13 protein-coding genes are annotated in these 17803 nt (G+C 72.1%); 8 read left to right on the forward strand and 5 right to left on the reverse strand.

The window, feature by feature from the left end:
• Positions 1–168: 168 nt before the first annotated feature.
• The 3 genes from ABEE00_RS16120 to ABEE00_RS16130 form a co-directional block, all read right to left on the reverse strand.
• Positions 169–528: a hypothetical protein gene (locus ABEE00_RS16120; protein WP_345746150.1), complete on the reverse strand. Its 360-nt coding sequence runs from the start codon at positions 526–528 to the stop codon at positions 169–171.
• A 52-nt stretch (positions 529–580) separates the two neighbouring features.
• On the reverse strand, positions 581–2071 hold the full coding sequence (miaB, locus tag ABEE00_RS16125; protein WP_345746151.1) for a tRNA (N6-isopentenyl adenosine(37)-C2)-methylthiotransferase MiaB: 1491 nt from the start codon (positions 2069–2071) through the stop codon (positions 581–583).
• Positions 2072–2198: 127 nt separating this feature from the next.
• On the reverse strand, positions 2199–3386 hold the full coding sequence (locus ABEE00_RS16130; RefSeq protein ID WP_345746152.1) for a serine hydrolase domain-containing protein: 1188 nt from the start codon (positions 3384–3386) through the stop codon (positions 2199–2201).
• A 171-nt stretch (positions 3387–3557) separates the two neighbouring features.
• Here ABEE00_RS16130 and ABEE00_RS16135 point away from each other — a divergent pair, with 171 nt between their 5' ends.
• On the forward strand, positions 3558–4538 hold the full coding sequence (locus ABEE00_RS16135; RefSeq protein WP_345746153.1) for a TAXI family TRAP transporter solute-binding subunit: 981 nt from the start codon (positions 3558–3560) through the stop codon (positions 4536–4538).
• A gap of 143 nt (positions 4539–4681) precedes the next feature.
• Positions 4682–7714 (forward strand): alpha-mannosidase, encoded by a 3033-nt coding sequence (locus ABEE00_RS16140; RefSeq protein WP_345746154.1) that lies wholly within the window; start codon positions 4682–4684, stop codon positions 7712–7714.
• 34 nt (positions 7715–7748) lie between these two features.
• Here the strand turns inward: ABEE00_RS16140 and ABEE00_RS16145 are convergent, their stop codons facing one another.
• Positions 7749–9149, reverse strand: coding sequence for a sensor histidine kinase (locus ABEE00_RS16145; RefSeq protein ID WP_345746155.1), 1401 nt, complete (start codon positions 9147–9149; stop codon positions 7749–7751).
• A 14-nt stretch (positions 9150–9163) separates the two neighbouring features.
• A complete protein-coding gene (locus ABEE00_RS16150) occupies positions 9164–9877 on the reverse strand; it encodes a response regulator transcription factor (protein WP_345746156.1) in 714 nt (237 codons plus the stop codon).
• 349 nt (positions 9878–10226) lie between these two features.
• Here ABEE00_RS16150 and ABEE00_RS16155 point away from each other — a divergent pair, with 349 nt between their 5' ends.
• The 6 genes from ABEE00_RS16155 to ABEE00_RS16180 all read left to right on the forward strand — a co-directional run bounded on the left by ABEE00_RS16155 (position 10227) and on the right by ABEE00_RS16180 (position 17740).
• A complete protein-coding gene (locus tag ABEE00_RS16155) occupies positions 10227–11000 on the forward strand; it encodes an amino acid ABC transporter ATP-binding protein (protein WP_345746157.1) in 774 nt (257 codons plus the stop codon).
• Between the two features lie 152 nt (positions 11001–11152).
• The gene (locus ABEE00_RS16160; RefSeq protein WP_345746158.1) at positions 11153–12073 is read left to right on the forward strand and encodes a glutamate ABC transporter substrate-binding protein; all 921 of its coding nucleotides are present in this window, start codon (positions 11153–11155) and stop codon (positions 12071–12073) included.
• A 143-nt stretch (positions 12074–12216) separates the two neighbouring features.
• Complete coding sequence (locus ABEE00_RS16165; RefSeq protein ID WP_345746159.1) at positions 12217–12864, forward strand: amino acid ABC transporter permease; 648 nt, start codon at positions 12217–12219, stop codon at positions 12862–12864.
• Positions 12861–13751: an amino acid ABC transporter permease gene (locus ABEE00_RS16170; protein WP_345746160.1), complete on the forward strand. Its 891-nt coding sequence runs from the start codon at positions 12861–12863 to the stop codon at positions 13749–13751. The genes ABEE00_RS16165 and ABEE00_RS16170 overlap by 4 nt, the downstream gene beginning before the upstream one ends.
• Positions 13752–13993: 242 nt before the next feature.
• On the forward strand, positions 13994–15655 hold the full coding sequence (locus ABEE00_RS16175; protein ID WP_451918594.1) for an FAD-dependent monooxygenase: 1662 nt from the start codon (positions 13994–13996) through the stop codon (positions 15653–15655).
• Positions 15656–15688: 33 nt separating this feature from the next.
• Positions 15689–17740: a glycoside hydrolase gene (locus ABEE00_RS16180; protein WP_345746162.1), complete on the forward strand. Its 2052-nt coding sequence runs from the start codon at positions 15689–15691 to the stop codon at positions 17738–17740.
• The last annotated feature ends 63 nt before the right edge of the window (positions 17741–17803 follow it).

Consider the following 17803-nt stretch of genomic DNA (forward strand, 5'->3'; position numbering starts at 1 on the left):
GCCGGTGAGCACCTCCACGCCGTCCACATCAGGACACGGGGGTCCCCCGCGAGGGTTCACGGAGCCGCCCCGCACGACCTCGCGGGCGGCCTCGCGGGCGGCCTCGCGGCGGAGCCGCGACCGGGCTGACCGGCCGAGCCGGCCTCACAGCCGCCCGTAGTCGGGGCGCTACAGCCGCCCGTAGTCGGGGCGCTGCCGGTCCTCCGGCTCGCTGCGCAGCTCGACGCCCCGCATGTCCCGCTCCTCCAGCACTTCGCCCAGGGTGAAGCGGTAGCAGTGGCTCCGCCGCTTGCCCTCGGCCTCCACGACGTAGCCGTCGGACACGGCGTACACCGACCTGCGCCGGAGCAGCGAGGGTCGGTGCGGGATGAGCTGCTCGGCGTGCGCGCGCAGTTGGCCGAGAGCGTCCTCCCTGGTGCCCTCGGCGTAGCCGACGCGGGTCAGCGTCCACTCCCACACGCGCTGATGGTGCGGGTCGTTCACATGGCGCGGTTCGCTCGTCTCCAGCAGCAGCGCCCAGCGCGCCATGTGCCCTCCCCGTGTGCGGCCCGGACCCGTACGCGCCCCGCGCAGCGCTCCCTCAGCAGATGCTGCAGCCGCCCGTGTCGGCAGCGGGCTGCGGTGCGGGGGCTCCCACCGTGGGGAGGCCCAGCATGACGCCCTGCTTCGTGTCCTCCTGGGGGGCCGCGTTGCGGCGTTCCCAGGCGTCGCCTGCTGCGGTGCGGCGTACGGACCGGGTCGGGCCCTCGGCGAGGAGGTGGTGGGGGGCCGCGTACGTGACCTCGACCGTCACCATGTCGCCCGGCCTGACGGCCTGTTCGGGCTTGGTGAAGTGGACCAGGCGGTTGTCCGGCGCGCGGCCCGAGAGGCGGTGGGTGGCGCCGTCCTTGCGGCCCTCGCCCTCCGCGACCATGAGCTCCAGGGTGCGGCCGACCTGCTTCTTGTTCTCCTCCCAGGAGATCTCCTCCTGGAGGGCCACCAGGCGCTCGTACCGCTCCTGCACGACCGCCTTCGGGAGCTGCCCGTCCATCTCGGCGGCCGGGGTGCCGGGGCGCTTGCTGTACTGGAAGGTGAAGGCCTGCGCGAAGCGGGCCTCGCGCACCACGTGCAGCGTCTCCTGGAAGTCCTCCTCGGTCTCGCCGGGGAAGCCCACGATGATGTCGGTGGAGATCGCCGCGTCCGGCATCGCCGCGCGCACCTTCTCGATGATCGAGAGGAAGCGCTCCTGGCGGTACGAACGCCGCATGGCCTTCAGGACCTGCGAGGAGCCCGACTGCAGCGGCATGTGGAGCTGCGGCATCACGTTCGGCGTCTCGGCCATCGCGGCGATCACGTCGTCGGTGAAGTCGCGCGGGTGCGGCGAGGTGAAGCGGACCCGCTCCAGGCCCTCGATCTGCCCGCAGGCGCGCAGCAGCTTGCTGAACGCCTCGCGGTCGCCGATGTCCTGGCCGTACGCGTTGACGTTCTGCCCGAGCAGGGTGATCTCGGTGACGCCCTCGGAGACCAGCGCCTCGACCTCGGCGAGGATGTCGCCGGGGCGGCGGTCCTTCTCCTTGCCGCGGAGCTGCGGAACGATGCAGAAGGTGCAGGTGTTGTTGCAGCCCACCGAGATGGAGACCCAGGCCGCGTACGCGCTGTCCCGCTTGGTGGGCAGGGTCGAGGGGAACGCCTCCAGGGACTCGGCGATCTCGACCTGCGCCTCCTCCTGGACGCGGGCGCGCTCCAGCAGCACCGGCAGCTTGCCGACGTTGTGGGTGCCGAAGACCACGTCGACCCAGGGGGCCTTCTTCGTGATGGTGTCGCGGTCCTTCTGCGCGAGGCAGCCGCCCACCGCGATCTGCATCCCGGGCCGCGCGGCCTTCTTCGGCGCGAGCTGGCCGAGATTGCCGTAGAGCCTGTTGTCCGCGTTCTCCCGCACCGCGCAGGTGTTGAAGACGACGACATCCGCACCGTCGGCGTCCTCGGGCGCGCGCACATAGCCCGCGTCCTCGAGCAGGCCCGCCATCCGCTCGCTGTCGTGGACGTTCATCTGGCAGCCGAACGTCCGCAGCTCATAAGTCTTCGCACTCATCTCAGTCGACCAGGGTACGCGGTGGCCGCGCCCTCCCGCTCCGGTGTTCCCGGCTGGTGGTTCCGGGCTGGCGGGACGCGGCCCCCGCGCGGCGCGGCTCATCCGCTGCCGATCACGCGAACGCGGATCACCTCCCGCAGAACTCGGCCTCCAGCATCGCGTCGGCGTGTGCGGTGTCCGCCCAGTCGCCGTTGAAGTTGAGCGCGAGGGAGTGGCGGCCGTCCGCCGTGGTCACCGCCTCGGTGGCCGAGCCGACGATGCCGCCGGTGTGGCCCCAGACCGTGCGACCGCAGCTCAGCCTGCGCTCGATCAGGCCGAGGCCGTAGCGGGCGCCCGGGTGCTCGGCCTCCGCCGGGACCGTGGTCTTCATGGCGGCGAGATGCCTCGCGTCCAGCAGGCGGCCGCGCAGCAGGGCCGAGTAGAAGCGGTTCAGGTCGGCCGAGGTGGAGATCATGCCGCCCGAGGCCGATGCCGAGCTCGGGTTGAACTCGGTGACGTCGTACGGCCGCTCGTCGGGGTCCGCGGAGAACCTCGTGTAGCCCCGGCTGCTCGGCCGCGGCATGCGCGGGTCGGTGTGCGGGACGTAGGTGTGCCGCAGGCCGAGGGGGCGCAGGATGCGGTGCCGGATCTCCTGCGCGTACGAGTGCCCGGTCGCCTTGCGGATGACCATGCCGAGGAGCTGGTAGTTGGTGTTGGAGTAGTGCCAGTCCGTGCCCGGCGGGAAGTACGGCGCGTGCTGCATGGCGACGTCGACGAGCTGCCGGGCCGTGGCGGTGTCGTAGCGGTGCTTCTCCAGGGCCTCCCGGGTGGAGAAGCGGGAGCGGAAGTCCTTGTCCTCCAGGAACTCGTAGATCCCGCTGGTGTGGTTGAGGAGCTGGCGGAGCGTGATGCGCCGGCCGTCGTGTCCGTGGCCGCGCACGACGCCGGGCAGCCACCGCTCGACCGTGTCGTCCAGGCGCAGCCTGCGCTCCGTGTCGAGCTGGAGCACGACGGTGGCCACGAAGGTCTTGGTGACGCTGGCGACGCGGTAGTGGTCGTCCGCCCCGCGCGGGCGCCCGTCGCGCAGGTCGCCGATGCCGGCCGCGCTCTTCCACGGGCCGCGCGCGTCCTCGGCCCCGGCCGTCACTCCGGGCACGCCGTCGCGTACGGCCTCCTCCATGGCGCGCTGGGTCGCGGCGTGGCCGTGCCGCGCCGGTCCCGCGGGCGCTTGCGCGGCGGACGCGGTGGCTTCGCCCGCCACCGCGGGGGCGGCTAGCGCGCCCGTCGTGAGGGCCGCCGCCAGGGCCGCGCCGACTAATCCCGTACGGAATCTCATCCGCTGTCCTCTCATGTCGTCTCCCGGGCCGTCCGCGTAAGGGACCTCCGGGGCGGCGCGAACGTTGCGAGGAACCGGGCGAGTTGAGTGATTTCCGGCCGTTTCCCGCGGTTCCGGTCACCGGTCGCCGACGGTTCCGCCGCCGCATCCGCGCTGGCAGGATCACCGGCCATGGCACCGCTCCGCGTATCACACCCCCGGCCCCTGGGTGCCGTGGCGCTGCTCCTCGTGCTCGGGCTGCTGGCCTGGTGGCTGGTGCCGCGCGACGAGGAGGGCCCGCGCGGCGACGTCACCTTCGCCACCGGGGTGCCGACCGGGGTGTACGAGCGGTACGGGGAGCTGCTGAAGGAGCGGCTTCCCGGCGAGCTGCCCGGCGTGCGGCTGCGGCTCCAGCCGAGCGAGGGCTCCGTGCAGAACCTCGACCGCGTGGCCTCGGGCGAGGCGGACTTCACGGTCGCGGCGGCCGACGCGGTGGAGCAGTACCGCGAGCGGCACGGGGAGGACGGGCTGCGGGCCTGCGCCCGGCTGTACGACGACTACATCCAGCTCGTGGTGCCCGCGGGCTCGAAGGTGCGCAGCGCGCGGGACCTCAAGGGGCTCAGGGTCGGCGTGGGGCAGGAGCGTTCGGGCGTGAACCTGATCGCGGGCCGGCTGCTGCGCGCGGGCGGGCTCGACCCGCAACGGGACATCGACCCGGTGCACGCGGGCATCGACACCATGCCGGGGCTGCTGGAGCGGGGCGAGCTCGACGCGTTCTTCTGGTCCGGCGGGCTGCCGACGACCGCGGTGCAGCGGCTGGCCGCGCGCACCGACATCCGCCTGGTGCAGCTCGGCGACCTCGTACCCCGGCTGCACACCCAGCGCCCCGAGACGCGCTACTACCGGAGCGCGGTGATGCCGCCCGACGCGTATCCGACGGTGCAGCACGGGCACGCGGTGAAGACCATCGCGGTGGCGAACCTGCTGGTCACGACCGTGCGCACGGACACGGCGCTGACCGAGGGCATGACCCGCGCGGTGATCAGGAACCGGGATGTGATCGGCCGCGAGGTGCACGCGGCACAGAAGGTGGACCTGCGCACCGCGATCTACACCGACCCGCTGCCGCTGCACCGGGGCGCGGCGCGCTACTACCGCTCGGTGAAGCCGTAGCGCGGGGCCTCCGGGGAAGGGGAAGGGCTGGCCGGGGGCCGCGAGGGGAAGCTCTTCTCCGAGCGCTGTCAGCGGTCGCGAACGCCGCCGGCACGCACGCATGCCTGAGTGACGGATTGCCGCCGACCTTCGGAGCCGCCCTTATGCACGATGACCGCCGACTCGTCGAGGACCGGCTGCGCCGGGTGCTCGCCGAGCGCATCGCGCCCGCCGTGCGCCCGCACTCCGCGCCGCTGGAGCTCGCGCGCTGGGACGCGCCGGGCGAACCTCCGCCGGTGCGCGAGGGGCTGGCGGCGCCGTACGAGCCCGTGCGCGCCGGTGCGGAGTGGGGGCCCGCGTGGGGGACCACGTGGTTCCGGGTCACCGGGGTGGTGCCGCGCGCGTGGGCGGGGCAGACCGTCGAGGCGGTGCTGGACCTGGGCTTCGACCGGAACATGCCGGGCTTCCAGTGCGAGGGCATGGTCTACCGCGCCGACGGCGAGCCGGTGAAGGGACTGCACCCGCGCAACGACTGGGTGCGGATCGCGGACGCGGCCGAGGGCGGCGAGCGGATCGAGCTGTACGTCGAGGCCGCCTCCAACCCCATCGTGAACACCCCGCAGCTCCCCACGTACGAGGGCGACAGGCTGACCTCGGGCGACAGGCCGCTGTACCGGCTGAACCGCATGGACCTCACCGTCTTCGACCCCGCCGTGTGGGAGCTGGTGCAGGACCTGGAGGTGGCGGGCTCGCTGATGAGGGCGCTCCCGCTGGAGGACGCGCGCCGGTGGGAGCTGCTGCGCGCCATTGAACAGGCCCTGGACTCCGTGGACCTGGCCGACGTACAGGGCACCGCCGACGAGGCGCGGGCCGCGCTGCGCGGCGTGCTCACCGCGCCCGCGCGCTCCTCCGCGCACCACGTCAGCGCGGTCGGTCACGCGCACATCGACTCGGCGTGGCTGTGGCCGCTGCGCGAGACGGTGCGGAAGGTCGCGCGCACGGCCTCCAACGTGACGGACCTGATGGACGGCAACCCGGACTTCGTCTTCGCGATGTCCCAGGCGCAGCAGCTCGCCTGGATCAAGGAGCACAGGCCCGAGGTGTACGCGCGGGTCAAGAAGAAGGTGGCGGAAGGCCAGTTCGTGCCGGTCGGCGGCATGTGGGTGGAGTCGGACACCAACATGGTCGGCGGCGAGGCGATGGCCAGGCAGTTCCTGTACGGCAAGAAGTTCTTCCTGGAGGAGTTCGGCATCGACACCAAGGAGGTGTGGCTGCCCGACACCTTCGGCTACACGGCCGCGATGCCGCAGATCGTGCGGCAGGCCGGGGCCGAGTGGTTCCTGACGCAGAAGATCTCGTGGAGCCGGGACAACCCGTTCCCGCACCACACGTTCTGGTGGGAGGGCATCGACGGGACGCGGGTGTTCACCCACTTCCCGCCGGTGGACACCTACAACTCCGACCTGGGCGGGCGGGAGATGGGCCACGCCGCCGCCAACTTCCGCGAGAAGGGCGCGGCCTCGCACTCCCTCGTCCCCTTCGGCTTCGGTGACGGCGGGGGCGGCCCCACCCGCGAGATGCTGGCCCGCGCCGAGCGGCAGCGCGACCTGGACGGGGCGCCGAGGATCACGGTGGAGAAGCCCGCGGCGTTCTTCGAGAAGGCGCACGCGGAGTACGCGGAGCGGGCGCCGGTGTGGGTGGGCGAGCTGTATCTGGAGCTGCACCGCGGCACGTACACCTCGCAGGCGAAGACCAAGCAGGGCAACCGGCGCAGCGAGTCCCTGCTGCACGAGGCCGAGCTGTGGGCGGCGACGGCGGCGGTGCGGGTCCGGCACCCCTATCCGTACGAGGAGTTGGAGGCGTTGTGGAAGACGGTGCTGCTGCACCAGTTCCACGACATCCTGCCCGGCTCCTCGATCGCCTGGGTGCACAGGGAGGCGCGGGAGACGTACGAGCGGGTGCGCGCCGAACTGGAGGCGATCATCGACGCGGCGCAGCGTGCGCTCGCCGGTGAGGGCGAGGTGCCGGTGGCCTTCAACGGCGCGCCGCATGCGCGCGGGGGCGTGCCGGCGGGCGGCGCGCTGCCCGCACGCGCCGAGTTCACCGGCGATCCGGTCACCGTCGCGGAACGCGAGGGCGGCGGCTGGACGTTGGCGAACGGGCTGCTGCGGGTGGAGGTCGACGCGCAGGGCCTGGTGGTCTCCGCGTACGACCTGCGGAATGGGCGCGAGGCCGTCGCGCCGGGCCGGGCGGCGAATCTCCTCCAGCTCCACCCCGACCTGCCCAACCACTGGGACGCCTGGGACGTGGACTCCTTCTACCGGCACCGGGTCACGGATCTGACCGAGGCAACGGAACTGGCCCTGGAGGAGGCGGAGGACGGCCGGGCCACGGTGCGGGTGGCCCGCGCCTTCGGTGACTCCTCCGTGGTCCAGCGCCTGGGTCTGCGCGCCGGCTCGGCGGTGCTGGACATCGGAACCGAGGTGGACTGGCGGGAGAGCGAGACGCTGCTCAAGGCGGCCTTCCCGCTGGATGTGAAGGCGGACGGGTCGGCGGCCGAGACCCAGTTCGGGCACGTCGTCCGGCCCACTCACACCAACACCTCGTGGGAGGCGGCCAAGTTCGAGATCTGCGCGCACAGGTGGCTGCACGTGGCGGAGCCCGGCTGGGGCGCCGCGCTGCTCAACGACTCCACGTACGGCCACGACGTCACCCGCGACATCCGCCCTGACGGCGGCCAGACCACCACGGTCCGGCTCTCGCTGCTGCGCGCGCCCCGCTACCCGGACCCCGAGACCGACCAGGGCGTCCACCGCCTGCGCTATGCGCTGGCCCCCGGCGCGGACATCCCGGACGCGGTACGGGAGGGTCACCGCCTCCACCTCCCCGAGCGCACGGTCAGGGGCGCGGGCACCCCCGTCGCGCCCCTGGTCACGGTGGACAACGACCACGTCGTGGTGGAGGCGGTCAAGCTCGCCGAGGACCGCGGCGGCGACGTGGTGCTGAGGCTCTACGAGGCGCGCGGCGGCCGCGCGCACGCCCGCCTCTCCCCCGGCTTCCCCGTGTCCTCGGTGACCGCCACCGACCTGCTGGAACGGCCGAACGGCACGGACCCGTACGAGCCGACGGCCGACGGCGACTTCGCGCTCACCCTCCGGCCCTTCGAGATCCGCACGCTGCGGCTCAGCAGGGCATGACCCCTCGCGGATGAACCATTGCCGCGCAGTGCCCCTAGGGGCCTTCCCCCACGGGGGCGCTGCGCGGCACCGAGACCGTCGCGCGCAGCCCGTGCGGCGTGTTGTGCGCGTACGAGAGTTCCGCCCCGCCCGCGGCGAGCAGGGCGCGGGTGATGGAGAGGCCGAGGCCGGAGCCCGAGACGTTCTGGTGCCTGCTGCTGCGCCAGAAGCGGTCGCCTATCCGCTCCAGTTCGTCCTCCTCCACCCCGGGGCCGCCGTCCGCGACCTCGATGGTGACCGCTTCGCCGCGCGCCGCGACGGCCACGGTCACCCGCTCGCCCTCCGGCGTGAACTTGACCGCGTTGTCCACCAGCGCGTCCAGCGCGCTGGACAGCGTCACCGGGTCTGCCCACGCGGTGACGTGCGCCGGGCCCCCCGACTCCAGCGAGACGCCCTTGCGCTCGGCCACCGGGCGCCAGGCCTCGACCCGTTCGGCCGCCACCTCGGCGACGTCGGTGAGGCGCAGGTCGGCGGGGGCGTGTTCGGCCAGCGCGAGGTCGAGCAGCCCGTCCAGCACCCGCGCGAGGCGCTTGCCCTCGGCCTGCACGGAGGCGAACTCCGGGCTGCCCTCGGGCAGTTCGAGACCGAGCAGCTCGATGCGCAGGAGCAGCGCGGACAGCGGGTTGCGCAACTGGTGCGAGGCATCGGCGACGAAGGCCCGCTGCTGCTCCAGAGCCGTCTCCACGGTGTCCGCCATGTCGTTGAACGACCGCGCCAGCAGCCGCAGTTCGGGCGGCCCTCCGGCCACCGCCACGCGCGAGGCGAAGCGCCCCGTGGCGATCTCGTGCGCCGCGCGGTCCAGCGTCCGCACGGGCTTCAGCACCCACCCCGTGAGCCGCAGCGCCGCGCCCACGGCCAGCAGCATGGCCGCCGCCTCCCCCACGATCACCGGCAGCCAGCTCCTGAGGATGCGCGCGCCGAGCCGTCCCGTCGGCGAGTCGGTGAGCACCACGGCCACCACGTCGCCGTCCCGCACGACGGGCGAGGCCACCGCGATCCGGGACCGCTTCCACGGCCACACCTGCGGCGGATCGTGGCTGCGCCGCCCGGCCAGCGCCTCGCCGAAGGCCCGGTCGCCCTCGCCGGTACGGGGCACGCTCCAGCCCTCAGGCGCGACCGCCATGGCCTTGCGGTCCCGGTAGAACACCCCGGCCCTGATCCCGTACAGCTCGTGGTAGCGGGCGAGTTCGGCGCGCAGGGCCTCGCGGCGCTCCCTCGCGTCGCTGGGCGCGGTCACGAACTGGGCCAGCGCGGCGAACCGCGCCGCGTCGTCGATCCTGTCCACCACCATCCGCTGCTGCTCGGCCGCCGCCTGGCTCGCCGCGAGCGGGAAGCCCAGCGCGAGCAGCACCCCGGCCAGCAGCAGGGTCAGCAGGGTGAGGAGCCTGTTCCGCACGCCTCCGCCCGCGCCTAGGCGGCCGGCGCGACGAGCCGGTAGCCGACCCCGCGTACCGTCTCGATCAGCGCGGGCAGCCGCAGCTTGGAGCGCAGCGAGGCCACATGCACCTCAAGGGTGCGCCCCGTGCCCTCCCAACTCGTGCGCCACACCTCGGAGATGATCTGCTCCCGGCGGAACACCACCCCTGGACGCTGGGCCAGCATCGCGAGCAGGTCGAACTCCTTGCGCGTGAGCGGCACTTCGGTACCGCTCACCGAGACCCTGCGGGTCGGCATCTCGATGGTGACCTCGCCGAGCCGCAGCAGCCCCTCGGCTTCGCCGCCCGCCGGCGCGGGCCCCGCGTCCTCGGCCGCCTCGCCCGTGCTGCGCCGGCTCACCGCGTGGATGCGGGCCAGGAGTTCGCCGGTGTCGTAGGGCTTGACCACGTAGTCGTCGGCGCCGAGGTTCAGCCCGTGTATCCGGGAGCGCACGTCGGAGCGCGCGGTCACCATGATCACCGGGGTGTGGGTGAGCCGCCGGATCCTCCCGCACACCTCGAATCCGTCGGCGCCTGGCAGCCCCAGGTCCAGCAGCACCACGCCGAAGGGCGGGGCCGCGTCGGGGAGCAGCGCGTCCAGCGCGTCCTCCCCGCTGCGTACGTGGGCGACCTCGAAGCCGTGCCGGGTGAGCACGGCGCCCAGCGCCGCCGCGACATGGTCGTCGTCCTCGACGAGCAGCAGCCTCATGCGGACCCCCTCCCTTTCTGTCTGCGCCGCCCGGCGCTCCCTCATGCGGACCGGCGCGTGCGGTCTGGCGCGGAGTCGCGCGCGTGCCCCGCGGGTTCGCGCGGTCCGGTGCCGGCCGCGTACCGGACCGGCGGCGCCATGGCGTCCAGGCGAGTCAAGAGGCCGCAGGTCACGCGGAGGTCTCCATTGGGCTGCCGGTGGAACACGTGCCGGACACCTTGCGGCCCCTTGACCCGCGGTGCCCGGATGCGGCCGGATCGTTATGCTCAATTTCCGCTCAGATGTAATGACGCTGCTCGCGGCCGCTGAATACAGTCCTCGCAATCGACGAGGACGGAGCTGCACGCCGATGAGCGAAGTACCGGTGACCAAGGAAGCCGTTCCGGCGGAGGACCTGGTCGTGCTGGAAGGCGTCAACAAGCACTTCGGTGCGCTGCATGTGCTCCAGGACATCGACCTGACGATTGCGCGGGGCGAGGTCGTCGTCGTCATCGGCCCCTCGGGGTCGGGGAAGTCCACGCTGTGCCGCGCCATCAACCGCCTGGAGACCGTCGATTCGGGCGCTGTCTCCATCGACGGGAAGCCGCTGCCCCAGGAGGGCAGGGCGCTGGCCAAGCTGCGCTCGGACGTCGGCATGGTCTTCCAGACGTTCAACCTCTTCGCGCACAAGACGGTGCTGGAGAACGTGATGCTGGGCCAGCTCAAGGTCCGGCGCACCCCCAAGGCCCAGGCCGAGACGCGGGCGCGGGAACTGCTGGACCGGGTGGGCGTGGCCAACCAGGCCGACAAGTACCCGGCGCAGCTCTCCGGCGGCCAGCAGCAGCGCGTGGCGATCGCCCGCGCGCTGGCCATGGACCCGAAGGTGATGCTCTTCGACGAGCCCACCTCGGCCCTCGACCCGGAGATGATCAATGAGGTCCTCGAGGTCATGAAGCAGCTCGCCCGGGATGGCATGACCATGATCGTGGTGACCCACGAGATGGGCTTCGCGCGGTCCGCGGCGAACCGGGTGGTCTTCATGGCCGACGGCCGGATCGTCGAGGAGGCGACCCCGGACCAGTTCTTCAACAACCCGCGCACCGACCGCGCCAAGGACTTCCTCGCGAAGATCCTCCATCACTGACGCGGACCCGCGGACGCGGACCCGCCACGCGGCACCGCTGCCCCGCAGTACCGCCGCAGCACGACGCGGTACCGCAGCCGCACGACCGCCGCCGCGGTGTCTCCGACGCAGTCGGCCGCTGATCAACGCTGATCGAGCAAGGGATGTTCACCATGAAGTTCCGCAAGAGCGCCGCAGCCGCGGCCGTGGTCCTCACCGTCAGCCTCGCCGCCACCGGATGCGGCGGCAAGAAGGGCTCGGCGGGCGACAAGCCGGGCGGCGACACCGACACCTCGAGCCTCAAGTACGAGGTGAACAAGACCGCCAAGGTCGACTCGCCGGTGTGGGAGAAGGCCAAGAAGCGCGGCAAGCTGATCATCGGCTCCAAGGCCGACCAGCCCTACCTGGGCTTCCAGGACCAGAACACCAAGAAGTACGAGGGCTTCGACGTCGAGGTCGCCAAGATGGTCGCCGCCGACCTGGGCTTCGACCCCGAGAAGCAGGTCCAGTTCAAGACGATCGACTCCTCGATCCGCGAGACGGCCATCGCCAAGGGCCAGATCGACCTGATGGTCGGCACCTACACGATGAACGCCGAGCGCAAGAAGCAGGTCAACTTCGCCGGCCCGTACTACATGGCGGGCCAGGACCTCCTCGTCCGCAAGGACAACAAGGAGATCAAGGGACCGGACAGCATCAAGGGCAAGAAGGTCTGCTCGATCCAGGGCTCCACCCCGCTCCAGAACATCAAGGAGAACAAGGCCAAGTTCGGCGCGGAGACGCAGGAGTTCGGCAAGTACAGCGACTGCGTGAACCAGGTCCTCGGCGGCCAGGTCGACGCCATGACCACCGACGACGCGATCCTCAAGGGGTACGCGGCGGAGCGCCCGAACAAGCTCAAGGTGGTCGGCAAGACCTTCACCAAGGAGCCGTACGGCATCGGCCTCAAGAAGGGCGACACCGCGCTGACCGAGGCGGTCACCAAGGCGGTCGAGAAGCACGAGAAGGACGGCAGCTACAAGAAGGCGTACGAGGCCACGCTCGGCAAGTCGGGCTCCCCGTACAAGGCGCCGCCGGCCATGGAGCGCCCCTGACCGGGGAGCCCGGTGACAGACCGCTGCCCGTAACTCCGTAACTCCCGTGTCCCGCACGCCCGTCCGCCGCACGGCGGGCGTGCGGGACGCGCCGTTCCCGACCCCTCGCGCCGCCCCGCGGAGATCCCTGTGCAGGTAACCGAATGAACGTACTCCTCGACAACCTGGACCTGTTCCGCGACGGATTCGTCGGAACGGTCTCGCTGACGGCGGCGAGCGCCCTGCTCGCCCTGGTCCTCGGCGTGCTGATAGCCGGCTTCCGCGTCTCCCCCGTGCCGCCGCTGCGCGTCTTCGGCACGGTGTGGGTGACGCTGCTGCGCAACACCCCGCTGACGCTGCTGTTCATGACGGCCTTCTTCGTGGTGCCCGTCGTGCTCGCGCCCGGCACCAGCTCCTACCTGCTGGGCGTGCTCGCGCTCGGCTTCTACACCTCGTCCTTCGTCGCCGAGGCGGTGCGCTCCGGCATCAACACCGTCGCGCTCGGCCAGGCGGAGGCCGCCCGCAGCATCGGCATGACCTTCGTGCAGACCCTGCGGCTGATCGTGCTGCCGCAGGCCACCCGCACCGTGCTGCCGCCGCTGAGCAGCATCATGATCGCGCTGACCAAGAACTCCGCCATCGCCGGCGCCTTCAACAACTTCGAACTCTTCAGCGTCCAGAAGGTGCTGAGCGACAAGGGCTTCAACGTCATGGTCATCTTCCTCTGGGTGGCCCTCGCCTATCTCGTCCTGGTCTTCGCCATCAGCGCCCTCTTCCGCGCGCTGGAGCGCCGCATGGGGGTCGCCCGATGAGCTCTTCCGTCCTCTTCGACTCTCCCGGACCGCGGGCCCGCAGCCGCAACGTCGTCTACTCCGTGCTGGGCGGCGCCGCCGTGCTGGCCCTGCTGGTGTGGATCGTCCTGCGGCTGAACAGCAAGGGCCAGTTCGACCCCGCGCTGTGGGACATCTTCAACTACGCGGGCGTACGCGAATCCATCGCCAACGGCATCGTGAAGACGCTCCAGGCGTTCGGGCTCGCCGCGGTGTTCTCGCTGGCCCTGGCCGTGCTGCTGGCCGTGGCGCGGCTCTCCGAGCACAAGCCGGTGAGCTACGTCGCCACCGGCGTGATCGAGCTGTTCCGCGCCGTGCCGCTGCTGATCACCATCTACCTGCTGTGGCAGGGCTTCTTCGTCAGCGACCCGATGTGGGCCGTGGTCCTCGGGCTCACGCTCTACAACGGGGCCGTGCAGGCCGAGGTCCTGCGGGCCGGCATCCTCGCGGTGCCCAAGGGCCAGGCCGAGGCGGCGTACGCGCTGGGCCTCAGCAAGACCCAGGTGATGGTCACGGTGCTGGTGCCGCAGGCCGTGCGCTCGATGCTGCCGACGATCATCAGCCAGCTCGTGGTGACCCTCAAGGACACCTCGCTCGGCTTCGTCGTCACCTACGAGGAACTGCTCAAGGCGGGCCAGCTCCTGGCCTCCAACACCATCGTCGACGGGGAGAACCCGTACGTGCAGGTGGTCGTCGTGACCGGCGCCATCTACATCGCGATGTGCCTCGCGCTCTCCGCGCTCGCGCACTGGGTCGAGCGGCGCGGCCGCCGAGCCAAGACCGGCATCGCGGTGGCCCACACCGACATGACCGAGGCGCCCGAGGGCCCGGACGCCACTGGCGACCAGTCAGCGGGGAAGGCGCTCTAGCCGGACTCCGGCCGGACCTCCGAGGGGCGCTCTGCCCCCGAATGTCCGGCGGGGCGGCGGCCGTACGGCGGCCGCCGCCCCCTCAGCTTGACGGTGGGCCAGCCACTGGGTTGCATACTTTCTGTGATCGCGCACCGGGCACCTCTGGCTTCAACTCCTCGCACCCGTACGGCTCCTCATCCTCACGCACCGCACCCCGCGGCCGCCGCCGGCTCCGCACGGCGCCGCCCGGAGCTGCCCGCGTGACCGACTCCGGAGTGATCGTCGTCGGCGCGGGACCCGCCGGACTCGCCCTCGGGCTCTTCCTCGCGCGCCACCGGGTGCCCACGGTGGTGCTGGACTCCGGCTCGGGCGAGGTCACCACGCGTGCCGCCCAGAGCTGCGTGCTGCGCCCCGACACCGCGGCGCTGCTGCCCCCGGTGTTCGGCACCCGCTGGTCGCACTGGCGCGTGCAGCGCAAGGACGAGCTGGTCGAACGCGCCGAGCTCGGCAGGGACGAGGCGCCCGTCCACCTCGAACAGCACGCGCTGGAGCGCGCGTTGCGCGCCGCGCTGGAGCGCGAGCACCTCGCCCGCATCGTCACCGGCAGTCATGTGCGCTCCGTGGAACAGGACGCGCACGGCGTCACCGCGCACACCGGGGGCGCCAACGGGCGCCGCTGGAAGGCCGGTTACCTGGTCGGCTGCGACGGCGCCCGCTCGACGATACGCAGCCAGCTCAAGGTGGGATTCGCCGGGCGGACCGGGGTGGAGCGGTACGCCGTCGCCGCGCTGCGCGCCCGGCTGCCCTGGCCCGAGGAGGCGCTGCTGCACCGCGATCCGGGCGGCGCCCCGGGCGAGATCACCGCACGCCCGCTGCCCGGCAAGGGCTGGCGCCTCGACTGGCTGCTGCCCCCGCGCGGCGAACTCGTCACCCCCGACGAGCTGTTGGAGCGCGTGCACGCCACCCTCGGCATGTGGCACCGCGCCGAGAACCCGGGATCCACGGGTCCGGGACCGTACGAACTCGTCGACACCGGCGTCTACACCGCGCACCAGCGCCTCGCCCGGCACTGGCGCGTGGGCCGTGCCTTCCTCGCCGGGGACGCCGCGCACCTGGTGGGGGCGCTGGGCGTGCAGTCGGTCGACGAGGGCCTGCGGGACGCGGCCAACCTCGCCTGGAAACTGGCGCTGGCCTGGCACCACGGACACAGCGAGGCCCTGCTGGACAGCTACGAGGCCGAGCGCAGGGCCGCCGTGGGCGCCCGGCTGCGCGCGGTCGACCACGCGATGACCGTCGTACGCCGCGAGGGCGGCGGGCTCCGCGGACTGCTGCCCAGCGGCGGCGTGCGCGCCCAGCTCGGCATGCTGACCGACGCGCACCTGGGCCGCGGCAGGCTCGGAGGGCCCGCGGCGCACACCGCCTCGCCGCTGCTGCCGGCCCGGAGCACGGTGGCCTCGGTCCCGGTGGAGACGGCACCGGGAGAGCCCGTACGGGATGTCCAGGTGACCGGTCGGGACGGCCGTCGCGGGCGGCTGCGCGAGCGGCTGGGCGGTGTGGGGGGCGAGCTCCTGGTGCTGCTGGTGGCGCCGGGCACCGCCGTATGGGACAGCAGGCACTGGCTGTCGGCCGGCATGATGCCCGAGCTGGCGGGCGCGGTGGACTCGCTGCCGCTGCGCGCCGAGCTGCTGGTCACGGAGGAGTACCCGGGCGCGGCACCGCACACCCTGCTGGTGGTGCGCGCCGACGGCCACCTGGTCACGGCCCTCCCGGCGGCGCACGCCTCCTCGCTGGGCGCCATAGCGGAGGCGGTCGCGGGCGGCAGCGTCACGGGCGAGGGCTGTACGGGCGAGAGCGGTACGGGCAGGGGTTCCGGTACGGAGAAGGGCTCGGCGCCCGCGGGGTCGGCAACTCCCCGTTCTTAGAACCTTCTTAAGCCGGGCCCGCACGCTCGCCCCGTGACTGACTCGACACCCACACACCGAGACCCGACGCCCTCGCACCGCGACCGGCGGCAGGTGCGGAAGCGGCGGCTGCGCACCTATGGCATCGCGGCCGCCGTCGTGGCAACCGCCACCACCGCCTCGGCCGGCTATCTGGCCAGCGCGGGAACCCCGGACGACGCCCCCGCGCCGCCCCGCGCGCACGGCGGCACCGTCGACTTCACGGTGCGCGGCGGCACCGCCTCCGTGGACACCGGCTCGCTGCGCGTGACCGGGCGCACGGCCGACGGCAGCAGCCTCCCCGTGTCCGGCGCCGCCGCGCAGCACCTGGGCAAGCCCGGTGAGGTGACCGTGGACGGAGGCACCGCGCGCTGGTCGTATCCCGGCAAGCACCTGAGCGTCTCCGCCGCGTCCGAGCACGGGCGGCTGCGGATGACGGTGCGCTCCACGGCGCAGGAGGACCAGAACCTCTCCTGGCCGAGCACCAAGGCACCGGCGGGCACGAACGGTTCGCTCCAGATCCCGCGCGGCGAGGGGATCTCCGTGCCGGTCGCCGACCGCTTCTGGAATTCGGGCGCTGCCGGGCTCAAGGACACCGAGGCCGACCTGTCCGGCGGCCTGACCCTGCCGCTGTGGGGCTACACCCAGGGCAGGCACGGCGTCGGCTACATGGTTCCCGAGGAGGTCGGCACCTCCCTCGGCTTCGCCTCTGCTTCAGGGCGGCTCGGCGCCACAGCGAAGCACGAGTTCTCGCAGCGCGAGCAGACCCGCGACTACACCGTGCACTTCTCGCTCACGGGCTCCTCGCCGGTGGCCGCCGCGAAGGAGTACCGCTCGTACCTCTCCGAGCACGGCAGGCTCCGCACCCTCAAGGACAAGATCAAGGACAACCCGGAGAACGCGAAGCTGCTCGGCGCCGTGCACGCGTACGCCTGGGGCGGAGCCCGGAGCGCGAAGGCCGTCGACGAGCTGCACGAGATGGGCGTTTCGCGGCTGTGGCTCGGCTACGACTCGGACGACGAGCCGATGACCAAGCAGGCGGTGCGGGCCGCGAAGAAGAACGGCTACCTCGTCGGCCCGTACGACTCCTACGACAACGGGCAGCCCGCCAAGAGCGCCGACAACCCCTCGTCCAAGTGGCCCGGCACCGTCTACCCGGACTTCTGCGTACGCGACTGGAAGGGCAAGCCCAAGGGCGGCTTCCACGGCCGCGGCTGCTACCTCAGCTCCGAGGCGTTCAAGAAGGCCGAGCCGAGCAGGCACTATCTGCGCGACCGGGTCACGAAGATGACCGCCAACGGCGCGGACAGCTACTTCCTGGACGTGGACGCCGCGGGCGAACTGTTCACCGACGCCTCCAAGGGCCACCGGATGAACAAGAAGCAGGACCGCGCCAACCGCCTCCAGCGCATGGCGGAGATCTCCGGCAAGCGGAAGCTGGTGCTCGGCTCGGAGTCCGCCGCGGCCTGGTCGGCGCCGGTGCTCTCCTTCAACCACGGCGCGCAGACCCCGGTGACCGACGGCCTGTGGAAGCTCCAGAAGGACAAGCAGAAGTGGGGCGGTTACGCGCCCGAGGGCGCGCCGAAGATCTTCTTCAAGCCGGTGAAGCTGCCGTCCTCGCTGGCCAAGGCGATGTTCGACCCGCGCTACCGCATCCCGCTGTACGAGACGGCGCTGCACGGCTCGGTGATCAACGCCGACCGCTGGGAGATGCCGTACGACAAGCTCCCCGACCAGAAGAAGGACCGGGCGCTGATGTCGGCGCTCTACAACACCCCGCTCAACTTCACGCTCGGCAGCAAGAACCTGAAGTCCACCGGCAAGGAGATGGCCGCGCTCCAGCGCTCCTTCGCCCCGCTGCACAAGGCCGCCGGCACCGAGCCCATGACCGGCTTCCAGCGGCTGACCGGCGACAACACGGTGCAGCGCTCCGACTTCGGGCACGGCAAGCTGACCGTGACCGCGAACTTCGGCTCCAAGCCCTACGGTTCGCTCCCCGCCGGCTGCGCGGACGCCAAGCTCCAGAACGGGAAGCAGACACACCGCCTCTGCCCCGCGAAGCAGTGAGGCAGTGAGGCAGTGACCCGGTGAGGCGCACCTGAACGAGCTGTTCGTTGCCGGACACTCCGC

This window comes from Streptomyces odontomachicola (assembly GCF_039605595.1).
Classification (GTDB): domain Bacteria; phylum Actinomycetota; class Actinomycetes; order Streptomycetales; family Streptomycetaceae; genus Streptomyces.